Source organism: Devosia sp. (assembly GCF_041917035.1).
GTDB lineage: Bacteria > Pseudomonadota > Alphaproteobacteria > Rhizobiales > Devosiaceae > Devosia_A.
This window is the reverse complement of sequence record NZ_JAYRYM010000109.1, coordinates 1-12,274: the sequence shown is the minus strand read 5'-3', so window position 1 is coordinate 12,274 and position 12,274 is coordinate 1. Positions and strand designations below refer to the sequence as shown.

At 69.7% G+C, this 12,274-nt stretch carries 12 protein-coding genes; 10 read left to right on the top strand and 2 right to left on the bottom strand.

Going from position 1 to position 12,274, the window contains the following annotated elements; translation table 11 throughout:
- On the top strand, positions 1-390 hold a 390-nt coding region (locus ACE3TU_RS12390; RefSeq protein ID WP_374624586.1), incomplete at its 5' end, for a hypothetical protein.
- A gap of 6 nt (positions 391-396) precedes the next feature.
- Here the strand turns inward: ACE3TU_RS12390 and ACE3TU_RS12385 are convergent.
- Positions 397-1,386 (bottom strand): lipid II:glycine glycyltransferase FemX, encoded by a 990-nt coding sequence (locus ACE3TU_RS12385; RefSeq protein ID WP_374624584.1) that lies wholly within the window; start codon positions 1,384-1,386, stop codon positions 397-399.
- 296 nt (positions 1,387-1,682) lie between these two features.
- Between ACE3TU_RS12385 and ACE3TU_RS12380 the strand changes: the two genes are divergently transcribed.
- From ACE3TU_RS12380 to ACE3TU_RS12355, 6 genes are all read left to right on the top strand, one after another.
- Positions 1,683-3,161, top strand: a complete 1,479-nt coding sequence (locus ACE3TU_RS12380) for an amidase (RefSeq protein ID WP_374624582.1) — start codon at positions 1,683-1,685, stop codon at positions 3,159-3,161.
- A gap of 460 nt (positions 3,162-3,621) precedes the next feature.
- Complete coding sequence (locus ACE3TU_RS12375) at positions 3,622-4,782, top strand: PA0069 family radical SAM protein (protein ID WP_374624580.1); 1,161 nt, start codon at positions 3,622-3,624, stop codon at positions 4,780-4,782.
- A gap of 243 nt (positions 4,783-5,025) precedes the next feature.
- A complete protein-coding gene (locus ACE3TU_RS12370) occupies positions 5,026-5,289 on the top strand; it encodes a DUF1902 domain-containing protein (RefSeq protein ID WP_374624578.1) in 264 nt (87 codons plus the stop codon).
- Complete coding sequence (locus tag ACE3TU_RS12365) at positions 5,290-5,478, top strand: type II toxin-antitoxin system HicA family toxin (RefSeq protein ID WP_374624577.1); 189 nt, start codon at positions 5,290-5,292, stop codon at positions 5,476-5,478.
- Between the two features lie 183 nt (positions 5,479-5,661).
- Positions 5,662-6,306, top strand: coding sequence for a ribonuclease HII (locus ACE3TU_RS12360; RefSeq protein WP_374624575.1), 645 nt, complete (start codon positions 5,662-5,664; stop codon positions 6,304-6,306).
- Between the two features lie 149 nt (positions 6,307-6,455).
- The gene (locus ACE3TU_RS12355; protein ID WP_374624574.1) at positions 6,456-7,589 is read left to right on the top strand and encodes a site-specific DNA-methyltransferase; all 1,134 of its coding nucleotides are present in this window, start codon (positions 6,456-6,458) and stop codon (positions 7,587-7,589) included.
- A 227-nt stretch (positions 7,590-7,816) separates the two neighbouring features.
- Here the strand turns inward: ACE3TU_RS12355 and ACE3TU_RS12350 are convergent, their stop codons facing one another.
- Positions 7,817-8,881 (bottom strand): A/G-specific adenine glycosylase, encoded by a 1,065-nt coding sequence (locus ACE3TU_RS12350; RefSeq protein WP_374624572.1) that lies wholly within the window; start codon positions 8,879-8,881, stop codon positions 7,817-7,819.
- A 58-nt stretch (positions 8,882-8,939) separates the two neighbouring features.
- Between ACE3TU_RS12350 and ACE3TU_RS12345 the strand changes: the two genes are divergently transcribed.
- From ACE3TU_RS12345 to ACE3TU_RS12335, 3 genes are all read left to right on the top strand, one after another.
- Positions 8,940-9,476, top strand: coding sequence for a DUF721 domain-containing protein (locus tag ACE3TU_RS12345; RefSeq protein WP_374624570.1), 537 nt, complete (start codon positions 8,940-8,942; stop codon positions 9,474-9,476).
- 86 nt (positions 9,477-9,562) lie between these two features.
- Positions 9,563-10,258, top strand: coding sequence for a thioredoxin domain-containing protein (locus ACE3TU_RS12340; protein WP_374624568.1), 696 nt, complete (start codon positions 9,563-9,565; stop codon positions 10,256-10,258).
- Positions 10,259-10,282: 24 nt separating this feature from the next.
- The coding region (locus ACE3TU_RS12335) for an AAA family ATPase (protein ID WP_374624566.1) at positions 10,283-12,274 on the top strand (1,992 nt) is incomplete at its 3' end.

Here is a 12,274-nt window from a genome sequence, read left to right as displayed (position 1 = left end):
AGCACGTTCGGCGGTCCGGTGCTGGCGGTGGAGTATCGTCTCGGGCCGCCCGACGGGACGGCCGGTCTCGGCCTTTCGGTCTTTGCCAGCGCGGCACTGCTGGCGAGCGCCTACGATCAGTCCTACGAGCTCGTCAACAACACGACGCGCACGGCGACGGCGAGCCTGTCGGACGTGTCGGGCTCCGCCGAACTCGGCGTTACGGCGTCCTACGCCTTCGGACCGCAGGCGAGCATCGAGGCGACGGCGCATGTCGTCTACTATTCCGATGTCGCCTCGGCGCCGCTTGCCCCTGCCCAGAGCACCCTGGGTTCGCCGGGCACCACGGCAGTGGCAACCGAAGAGGCCTGGTATTCCGGCCTCAGCGTCACCGGCAAGGTCCGCTTCTAGAGCGCGTCAGACGCCGACATACTCGCCGAGCAGCAGGTAGTCCTCGCCCTTCATGCCGGCCTTGAAGGTGGAGCAGCCCTTGTCGCTGTTGGTGCCGCCGACATCGTAGGTGGTACAGCCGAGCCGATGCATTTCCGCGATGGCGCCCCAGGCGACGACATTGCCCGCCTTCAGGTCGCGCGCCTCGGGGCCGAACCAGGCGACGACGCCATCGGCGAGCGGGCCGACGCGGATCAGCACCAGGCCGGCCACCGGCCGCTGCTCGTGGATCGCCTGCACCAGCACCAGGTCGTCGCCGAAGCTCTGCCGCAGGGCGGCGAGAAAGCCCCGGTCATGGCCGGAAAAGGCCTTGGCCTGCATGTTCTCGAGGTGGCGGTCGGCCATCCAGGCGAAATCGGCGCCCTCGCGCGTCACCCGCACCGTCACGCCGCTACGCTGGCCGGCCCGCACCCGGTTGCGCCACTTGCCGTCGAGGCCGGCAAACACCGTCTCGATATCGGGGCTGAGGTCGATGCGCGCCGAGCCCCAGCCATTGCCGCGCCGCCGCCGGTAGCCGGCCTCGGTCATGATGGCATGCCCCTCCTCGCCCGCCTCCAGCGCGGGAGCGATGAGCAGCACGCCGCGCGGCAGCCGACCCCAGCGCTGGCGGATGGCGCGATACACGGCGACCACCAGCTCGCGCGGCGGCCGGGCGTCGAGGAATATCGGCCCGCGGTTGATCCGGGTGACGAGTCTGAGCCCGAACATGCGCCGTTCGAGCACCTGCACCATGGCCACCGGCTGGCCGGCATGGCGCACCAGCACCCGCGCGACGTGCCAGCCGTGCCCCGCCTTCGCCGTGCCATAGGCAAAGCTCTGCACGCTGTGCGGGAACGGTGCGCGAGACAATAACGCATCCCACTGCGAGGCGGCTGCAACGGCCTCGAGGGTGATCTGCGGCAGCCGGCCCGGCGGCGCGGCTGCATCAAGGAACGAGACTCCTGCAGCCTGCATCATACCCGGCGCCTCCAATATACTGCCACTCGGCGGTTTCGAAAACAGATTAAAGCTCTATTCCATGACTATAGTATCAGCTTTCCGCACCGGCGACATCCGACAGGAATCTTGCTTAACGCGCGCCAGACTCGCTTTCGATTGCTGCAGCAACATTCATACACGATGAGAACTTATATGACTCACCTGTCGATTTGTGCCCGCGCGCCGACGGGAGGCGGACGTTGCCCCCACTTCGGTCGGATGGACTCCGCCGGTCGGCAGGTGCCAAGCTCGGCCTCGACGAGGGGAGATCGATCTTGGACGCAAACGAATTTGCCTATGCCAGCGCCGCCACGCTGGCGCGCCGCATCCGCCACCGCGAGCTGTCGCCTATCGAGGTCGTCGAGGCCGCCATCGCCCGCATCGAGGCGCGCAATCCCAGCCTCAACGCGCTGATCCATTTCGGCTTCGAGGACGCCCGCCGCGAGGCCCGCCGGGCCGAACGGCAGGTGATGGCGGGCGACGCCCTGCCGCCGCTGCACGGCGTTCCCGCCGCCATCAAGGACCTGTTCGATTTCAAGCCCGGCTGGCCCACCACCTTCGGCGGCGTGCGCGCACTCAGAAACAACATCGCGCAGTTCCACTGCGTGTTCGCCGAGCGCATCGAGAAGGGCGGCGCCATCCTCGTGGGCAAGACCAACGCGCCGGTGATGGGCCTGCGCGGCGTCACCGACAACTATCTGTTCGGCGCGACCAACAACCCCTTCGACGTCAGCCGCAATCCGGGCGGCTCGTCCGGCGGTTCGGCCGCCGCCGTCGCCGACGGGCTGCTGCCGCTCGCCGAGGGCACCGATGCCGGCGGCTCGATCCGCATCCCCGCCGCCTGGTGCAATGTCTTTGGCTACAAGCCGAGCTTCGGCCGTGTCCCGGTGGTGATGCGCCCCAATGGGTTTGCCGGCGACATGCCCTTCGTCTTCGAAGGCCCGATCACCCGCACGGTGGAGGATGCCGCCCTCGCCATGAGCGTGCTCGCCGGCTACGACCCGCGCGATCCGCTCAGCCTCGACGAGAGCGTCGATTTCCTCGGCGCACTCCAGCGCCCGATCAAGGGCATGCGCATCGCCTACAGCCCCGATCTCGATGTCTTCCCCATCGATCCGCGCGTCGCCGAAACGGTGCGCCGCGCCGTCGCCGCCTTCGCCGATGCCGGCGCCATCGTCGAGGAGGTCCGCCTCGGCCTCACCATCGGGCAGCGCGACCTCAGCGACCTGTGGACCCGCCTGATGATGCCGCTCAACCTCGGTACCTTCGAAGCGGTGAAGGCCGGCGGTCTCGACCTCCTCGCCGATCACCGCGACGATTTCCCGCCCGAGTACCTTCGCTGGATCGACTGGGGCCGGACCCAGACCGCCGCCGATCTCCGCCGCGACCAGGCGGCCCGCACCCACGTCTATGACTGCATCCAGGCGGTGTTTGCCGATCACGACCTCCTCGTCACCCCCACCCTCGCCTGCCTGCCGCCGCTGAACCAGCCCGGCGGCAACACGCTCGGCCCCGCCGAGGTCAATGGCGAGGCGGTCGATCCGCTGATCGGCTGGAGCCTTGCCTACCCCTTCAACTTCACCGGCCACCCGGCCGCCTCGATCCCCGCCGGCCTCGTCGACGGCCTGCCCGTCGGCATGCAGCTCGTCGGCCGCCGCTACGCCGATACCGACGTCCTCGCCGCCAGCGCCACCTTCGAGCAGCTCCGCCCCTGGGCCGGCCACTACGACATCTGCAAGGCGCGAAGGGTGTGACGAAGCGCTAAATGCGCCCCATCCCGCCCCACCCACCGCTGTCACCCCGGCGCAGGCCGGGGCCCATCCTGAGAAGTCTCCCCACACCCCTAGCCGGCGGAGAGCGCTGGGTCCCGGCCTCCGCCGGGATGACATCGAGGATGTGGCACCAGATCTATCCCCGCCGGATCATTCCCGCCCCCCAGCGGCGTCATTCCCGCGAAAGCGGGAATCCCTGTTCCCTTGGCCTCCCCGAAAACGGAGTTTCCCGCTTGCGCGGGAATGACACCGAGCCTGCGGCACGACCGGTCCCAGCCTCAGACAGAGTGACGTCGACACCGATCTTCAGACGCCAACAACTTCCCCCTGCCGCGACGCGGGCGGTTCAGGTCCGTTTGTTCTTGTTTCGTTCGCCTTCAGCTGCTATTCCTAACGGAACGTTACCGTGGCGAGTCGTTGCCCGGTCCGTCGGAGATGTCTCATGGCCCTGCGCGTGGCGCCCTCGTTCGAGCAACTGGAAAGACTGAGCGGGACGCGCGATGCGGACCTTGTCGGCCGGCGGCTGCTCGATCCGGCGACCAATCGCGGGCGCGGGGCGCAGAGCAATCGCGGCAGCCGCTTCGACCGGGAGAGCCGCGAGGCGGTGGACGATGGCTGGGGGCACGAGGCCGGCAATGTCGAGGACCTCAAGCCGTTCGAGACCATCGAGCATGTCGAGCGGGCGCGCTCGATCATCACCCGCAACGAGAGTCCCGATATCGGTTTCGACCGCTCGATCAATGCCTATCGCGGCTGCGAGCACGGCTGCGCTTACTGCTACGCACGGCCCTCGCACAACTATCTCGGCCACTCGGCCGGGCTCGAGTTCGAGCGCGACATCTATGTCAAGGTGAACGCGGTGGAGCTGCTGCGCCGCGAACTGGCCGACAAGCGCTATCGCCCCAAGCCCATCGCCATGGGCACCAATACCGATCCCTACCAGCCGGCGGAGCGCGGGCACCGGCTGACCAGGGAAATCCTCGCGGTGCTCGCCGAGACGCGGCACCCGGTGACCATCACCACCAAGTCGGCGCTGGTGGTGCGCGATCTCGACATCCTCAAGCCGATGGCCGACCTGAACCTGGTGCGGGTGGCGCTGTCGATCACCAGCATGGACCACAGGCTGTCGCGCAAGCTCGAGCCGCGCGCCTCGACGCCCGAGAAGCGCCTCGAGGCGGTGCGGCTGCTGTCGGAGGCCGGCATTCCGGTCACCGTCATGGCCGCGCCGATGATCCCGGCGATCAACGACATGGAGCTCGAGCGTATCCTCGATGCCGCGGCGGCGCAGGGCGCGCGCGACGTGCAGATGATCCTCGTCCGGCTCCCCGGCGAGGTGCGCGACATCTTCCGCGAATGGCTGCTCAGGCACTTCCCCGATCGGGTCGGCCACGTCATGGGCCTCGTGCGCGACACCCGCGGCGGCCGCGACAACGATCCGAACTTCGGCACGCGGATGACCGGCGAGGGTGCCTATGCGGTGCTGCTGCGCCAGCGCCTCGACATCGCCCGCGCCCGCTACGGGCTCGGCAAGCCGCTGCCGCCGCTCCGCACCGATCTCTTCGTGCCGCCCGTGCTCGACGACGGCCAGATGAGCCTGTTCTGAAAGGCAGGCCCGTGCCGGCGGGAGCCGGTCCGCTCCTGCACGCGAGGGACAGGGCTCTCGCATCGGAGCCCGGGCAAGACGGCAGGGGCGGCTTCAGAAGCGTTCGAGTCGATCGTGTCCTGCATACTGAAGCCGGCACTTCACTCTTGCGCTGCTTCCTTGGTGAAAATAGACTGCAATACCATATGGTGGTGTGGTTTGGTCCAAGCCACGCAAGCCACTCACAAACAAGGGGAATGGAAGATGGTGAAGCGCAGCTTTACCGTGCGAGCCCTGTGGGATGAGGAAGCGCAGGTCTACTACTCGGAGAGCGACATAGACGGTTTCCACATCGAAGCGGAAACCATCGATGAATTCGAGTCCGTCATGATGGATCTGGCGCCTGATCTGATCGTAGCTAACCACATGGAAAAGCAGGCCGTTTCGCTTGTCAACGCGAGCAATCTGGCCAGCTTCATCCCGGCTATACTGTGGCAGCGTCCTGCCACTCCGCACGTGATGGCCTGATTGTCGAACGGCTTCTACAATGCCGTTGTCAGCGAACTGAAGAACCTTGGCTACCGGTATCTGGAAACGAACCGGCATGAGGTCTGGCAAAATGGGGACGGTCACAAAGTGACCGTCCCCTTCAACTTGAAGAGCCGTCACACGGCCAATGGCATCCTCAAGGACGCAGGGTCGACCTTGCATCTCTGATTGGCGGTTCGGTGCCGGTCCTGCACCGCCGTTGGCAGCCTGGCGTGGACCGCCTGACGAACACGCAGCAGCTGGCGAGACCCCCCTCATCCGCCCCTCGGGCACCTTTTCCGCGAGGGGTGAACGACCTGCGCCCGCCCTTCCCCCCTTGCCGCGCCGCCGCTTCTGGCCATGCTTTGTCGCATGCCTGCCGATTCGCCGACCGTCCCCGATTTCGCCTTCGAGCGTGCCGCCCTGCGCCGCGGCGCCACCCGCGTGTGCGGCGTCGACGAGGCCGGGCGGGGGCCTCTGGCCGGCCCGGTGGTGGTCTCGGCGGTGATCCTCAACCCGCGCCGCATTCCGCCCGGCCTCAATGACTCCAAGCAGCTGTCGGCGGAAACGCGCGAGACGCTGTACGAACGCATCCTCGCCACGGCGACGGTGTCGATCGCCGTGGCGCCGCCGGCGCTCATTGCCGAGCTGAATATTCTCCAGGCGACGCTGTGGGCGATGCGGCAAGCGGTGCTGCGGCTCGGCCGCGCCGCCGATCACGTCCTCGTCGACGGCAACCGGCTGCCGCGCGATCTGCCCTGCCCGGCCGAGGCGATCGTCGGCGGCGACGGCCGCTCCGTGTCGATCGCCGCCGCTTCGATCGTCGCCAAGGTGACGCGCGACCGGATGTGCGCGGTCATGCATGCCGAGGAGCCGCACTACGGCTTCCTGAGCCACAAGGGTTATGCCGCGCCGGCCCATCTCGCCGCCCTCGACGAACATGGCCCCGGCCGCCACCACCGCATGGACTTCGCCCCCTGTGCCGAGGCCCTGCGACTGCGGTCTGCCGCGGCCTGACCGGTGGTCCGGGCGGGGATGGTTCAGCCCCGCGGCTCTGCAGCTGCCGGGCGGCGAGATTAACCTCCGCTTAACCCCGCCGCTTAAATTCCCTTTAACCCTAACACCTTACAACCGATCCCGTTAGTGCTGCGTCAGGGTTCGAGTAGATGTTGCGTACCGCGCGTATGGCGGCTTCCGCCGATGCGGATGGGGGCTCGAGGCTCCCGATCGACACCATTCTCGTGGGCGATTGCATCGCACACATGAACGGTTTGCCGGCCGGCTCCGTTGATCTCGTCTTCGCCGATCCACCGTACAACCTGCAGCTCGAGCAGGGCCTGACCCGTCCCGACCAGTCCCGCGTCGACGGGGTCGACGATGCGTGGGACAAGTTCGACAGCTTTGCCCACTACGACGCGTTCACCCGCGCCTGGCTCAAGGCGGCGCGGCGCGTCCTCAAGCCCGATGGCGCCATCTGGGTCATCGGCTCGTACCACAACATCTTCCGCGTCGGCGCGGCGCTGCAGGATCTCGATTTCTGGCTGCTCAACGACATCGTCTGGCGCAAGGCCAACCCGATGCCGAACTTCCGCGGCACGCGCTTCACCAATGCGCACGAGACGCTGATCTGGGCCTCGAGGCACCGCGACAGCCGCCCCACCTTCAATTACGAGCAGCTGAAGCAGGCCAATGACGATGTGCAGATGCGCTCGGACTGGCTGTTTCCGATCTGCACCGGCGCCGAGCGCCTCAAGGACGAGGCCGACGACAAGCTGCATCCGACGCAGAAACCCGAGGCCCTGCTGCATCGCGTGCTGAGCGCCACGACGCGGCCCGGCGACGTGGTGCTCGATCCCTTCTTCGGCACCGGCACCACCGGCGCGGTGGCCAGGAAGCTCGGGCGGCACTTCATCGGCATCGAGCGCGAGGAGGCCTATGTGGCCGGGGCGCTGAAGCGCCTCGCGGCGATCCGGCCCTACGCGGCGGCGGCCATCGAGACCGCCGTGCCGAAGCGGCAGGCGCCGCGCGTCGCCTTCGGCGCCCTCGTCGAGATGGGGCTGATCACCCCCGGCACCGAGCTCTACGACGATCGGCAGCGCTGGAGCGCGCTGGTCAGGGCCGATGGCTCGCTGGTGTCGGGCGACCACATGGGCTCGATCCATCGCGTCGGTGCCCTGGTGCAGGGCGCCGAGGCCTGCAACGGCTGGACCTTCTGGCATGCCCGCGAGGGCGGCCGGCTCGCCCCGATCGATACTTTCCGCGCGCAGGTGCGCGCCCAGATGGAACGACTTTCGGCCTGAACTGACCTCCAATCAACAGGCTGCGCTCGCCGCCGGCATCCCCCGGGATGCCGGCGGCACCTTTTCCGGCTGCCGCCGCCGGTGCGCTATGCCGCGCGCGAGAACAAGCCCGTTCAGCATGGTGGCCGAAACGTGGCGAACGCACAGATTATCCGTTTATCTACAGATACTTAGCGCGTTCATGCCGGAGGCGGAATCACTCTATCCCCACTCCCCGGCCGGGCGCACTAGTCCATCCCGGCACTCGCCAGCACCTTGCGGAACAGGCTTGGCAGCGCTTCGGCCGAAAGCTCGCCCGGCGAGGCCCACCAGCCGTCGGCCAGCTGCCCGGGTTCGGGGGCAACCGCCGTCCACACCTCGAGTTCGAGCCGGAAGTGGGTGAAGACGTGCACCACCTCCCCGATCCGTCGCCAGTCGGCGGCGAGCGGGAAGTCCGGTGGCGCCGGGGCCGCGACCCAATCGGTGCCCGGCGTCTCGGTCATCCTGGCCAAGAGCCCCTTGCCGGGCCGGGCCCGCAGGTAGACGTCGCCGGCCGCGTCGCGGATCACGAAGGCATGGCCGTGGCGGGTCGGCCGCTCCGGCCTCGCCGCCTTCACCGGGTAGGCGAGCGGCGTGCCCCGCGTCCCCCGGCAGCCGGGCGCGAGCGGGCAGAGCAGGCAGCTGGCCTGGCGCGGCGCGCAGATGGTGGCGCCGAGGTCCATCAGCGCCTGGGCAAAGTCTCCGGCCCGCGCCGGCACCGCCTGCTGCACGGTGGCGCGGACCAGGTCCTTGGCATCGCGCACCGGTACCTCGAGTGCGAGGTAGCGCGCCACCAGCCGGTCGACATTGCCGTCGACCACCGCCACCCGCTCGTCGGCGCAGATCGCGGCGATCGCCGCAGCGGTGTAAGGACCGATGCCGGGCAGGCCGAGCAGTGCCTCCGCGCGCGTCGGGAAGCGGCCGCCGTGGCGCTCGGCCACTGCCACCGCGCAGGCATGCAGGTTGCGGGCCCGCGCGTAGTAGCCGAGCCCGGCCCACTCGACCAGCACCGCATCGAGCGGCGCGGCCGCCAGGTCGGCGACGGTCGGCCAGAGCGCCGTGAAGCGGGCGAAGTAGCGCCCGACCGCCGCGACCGTCGTCTGCTGCAGCATCACCTCGCTGAGCCAGACCCGATAGGGATCGGCGACGACGCCCCGTGCCCTATCCTCCGGCGCCACGCGCCATGCTAGAGTGCGGGCGTGCCGGTCGTACCAGGCCAGCACGGCGGTCGCGTCGAGCGGCAGGGGATCGGTTGAGGCGGCAGCGGTCGGCATGGCCGATCAGATGCCGTCCCGCGGCGCCGGGCGCAAGCGGGGAGGAGAGTTGTTCGCAGTGGCACGCGGAGCAGGGAGCAAGGACGATGCGGCGCCGAGGCGCCTCAACCGCGCCGTCGGGGTCGCCGAGGCGCTCGGCGGCGCGCTCGATCCGGTGTTCCGCAAGCGCGGCTTTGCCAGCCGCGACATCCTCACCCACTGGGCCGCGATCGCGCCGCCGCCCTATGGCGACGTGGCGCAGCCCGACAAGCTGGTCTGGCCGCGCGGCGAAAAGGGCGTCGAAGGCGCGACGCTGGTGCTGCGCTGCCATCCCGGTCATGCCCTGGCGCTGGCGCACGAGGGCCAGCGCATCGTCCAGGCGGTGAACCGCTATTTCGGCTACGTGCTGGTCGGCCAGGTGCGGCTCAGCGCCGAGCCGCTTCGCTCCGCACCCGGGGCCACCGCCCGCCCGCCGGCGGCGCTCGCCGAGGTCACGCGCGCCCGCATCGCGCGCACCGTCGAAGGGGTCGCGGATGCGGAGATGCGCGACGCGCTGCGACGGCTCGGCCAGGCGATCGCGCAGGGCAGTCGCCGCAAGGACGCCGGCCAGCCCTAGGATCGCGGAATGTTCATCGGGGGTTGAGCTTGCCGCATCTATGCTAACCTCATATATCGCGTTGATCGCAGGAACGGAGTAGTGCAGTGGCCAACCGTCGCAACATGCTCATCGGGACCGGCGCTGCCGTGGTGGTGGCGGCCGCGGGTGCCGGCTGGTACTTCCTCGGTGGCCGCACGGAGACCGCCAGCGCCGTCGAGGGTGCCGCCCCCGCTCCGGCCCCGGGCGCCCAGTTCGATGTCGCCAAGCTGATGACCCCGGCCGGGGACGTGAAGGACCATCCGCTCGGCCCCCTCGATGCCAGGGTGGTGATGATCGAGTACCTGTCGCCCACCTGCCCGCACTGCGCCGCGTTCCACACCGACGTCTATCCGGGGCTCAAGGCCGAGTACGTCGACACCAACAAGATCCAGTTCATCCCGCGCCCGTTCATGCGCAACGTGCTGGATGCCGTGGTGTTCATGCTGGCCGAGGCCGCCGGCGACGCCAAGTATCACGACGTCATCGACACCTTCTTCAAGACGCAGGCGCAGTGGGCGACTTCCAACACCCCGGCCGATGCGATGTTCGCGGTGGCCCAGCAACTCGGTTTCACCAAGGAAAGCTACGACGCTGCCTTGACGAATCAGACCCTCTACCAGGGACTGGAGAAGCTGCGGGACCAGGCGCTGAACGACTTCAAGCTGCAGGGTACTCCGACCTTCTACATCAACGGCAAGATGCTGACCGGGGAAAACACGCTTGAGGCGCTCAAGGCAGAGATCGATCCGCTGCTTGCCTGACGCCTGCCCCCGAGGGGGCGCGCGATGAAGTTCACGCGCCTCAAGCTCACCGGCTTCAAGTCCTTCTGCGACCAGACCGAGCTCCACCTCGAGCCTGGCCTGTCCGGTGTCGTCGGCCCGAACGGCTGCGGCAAGTCCAACCTGGTCGAGGCGCTGCGCTGGGTGATGGGCGAAAGCTCGTACAAGGCCATGCGCGCCTCGGGCATGGACGACGTGATCTTCTCGGGGTCCGGTGGCCGGCCGAGCCGCAACAGCGCCGAGGTCACCCTCGTCCTCGACAATGCCGACCGCACGGCCCCCGCCCCTCTCAACCACGCCGACGTCCTCGAAGTCACGCGCCGGATCGAGCGGGAACAGGGCTCGGTCTATCGCGTCAACGGCCGCGAGGTGAGGGCGCGGGACGTGCAGCTGCTGTTCGCCGACGCCTCGACCGGGGCGCATTCGCCCGCCCTCGTGCGCCAGGGTCAGATCGGGGAGTTGATCGCCGCCAAGCCGCAGCAGCGCCGCGCCCTACTCGAGGAGGCGGCCGGCATTTCCGGTCTCCACTCGCGCCGGCACGAGGCCGAACTCAGGCTTCGGGCCGCCGAGCAGAACCTCGAACGGGTCGACGACATCGTCGCGCAGGTCGAGCAGCAGCTCGATGCGCTGCGGCGCCAGGCGCGGCTTGCGGCGCGCTACAAGGCGCTGTCGGGTGACATCCGGCGCGCCGAGGCGATGCTGTTCCACCTGCGCTGGATCGCCGCGCGCTTCGCCGAAAAGGACGCCGAGGCGGCGCAGGCCCGCGCCGTGCGCGAGCTGGCCGGCGCGCAGCATGTCGAACTCGAGGCGCAGAAGGTCCTGTTCCTCGCCGACCGGGCGCTCGTGCCGCTGCGCGAGGACGAGGCCGCGGCCGGGGCGGCGCTGCAGCGCCTGACCATCCTCGCCGAGCAGCTCGACAGCGAGGCGAAGCGCGCCGAGGCAAGACGCCGGGAACTCGGCGAGCGCGCCGCCCAGGTGGCGCGCGACGCCGAGCGCGAGCGCCTGCTGGTCCGCGAAGGAGAGGAGGCGCTGCGGCTCGCCGACGAGGAACGGCAGCGGCTCGCCACCGAGGCCGCGCACGAAGCCGCGGCTTTCGAGGCGGCGCGCCTCGCCGCAGCGACGGCCGGGGCGAACGTCGTCGCCGCCGAGGCCGAGGCGCAGGCCGCCGCCGAGGCCCTCGCTCAGGTGCGGGCCCGCCGCGCCGCCGCCGAGCGGGCGCTTCTGGACGCCCGGGCGCGGGCGCAGCGCCTCGAAGCCCAGGTTGCCGACCTGACGCGCGAGACCGAGCGGCTGGCAGCGACGCTGAGCGCCGACGCCACCCTTGCCGCCCGGCGCGAGGCGCTGGAGGCAGCGCGCCTCGCGGCCTCCGCCGCGGAGGCCGAGGCCCTCGCTGCCGAAGCGGCGGCCGGGGCGGCGCAACAGGCCGCCGATGCCCTGCGACCCGATCTGCAGGGCCTCGAGGCCAGCCTCAACCGCCTCGAAGCCGAGGCGCAGACGTTGAGCCGCATCCTCGATCACGGCGGGGCCCGCAGGTGGCCGGCGATCGCTGATCAGCTGACGGTCGTCCCAGGCTACGAGACCGCCCTCGGCGCGGCGCTCGGGGACGATCTCGAGGCCTCGAGCGATGACCGGGCGCCGCTGCACTTCAGCGCGGTGACGGGCACCGAAGATCCCACCCTGCCGGCCGGAGTCGAGCCGCTCTCGCGCTACGTATCGGGCAGCCCCCTGCTGGCGCGTCGGCTGGCGCAGGTCGGTCTGGTCGAGGCCGCGGCCGCCCGCGCGCTGTGCGCCGAGCTGCGCCCCGGACAGCGCCTGGTCAGCCGCGAGGGCGCGCTCTGGCGCTGGGACGGCCTCGTCGCCGCCGCCGACGCGCCCACCGCCGCGGCCGAACGGCTGGCGCAGCGCAACCGGCTCGCCGAGCTGAGCGCCGAGATCGAGGCGGCCCGCGCCGAACGCAACCGTCGGCGCGCCGACGCCGCCGGTCTCGCCGAAGCGCTT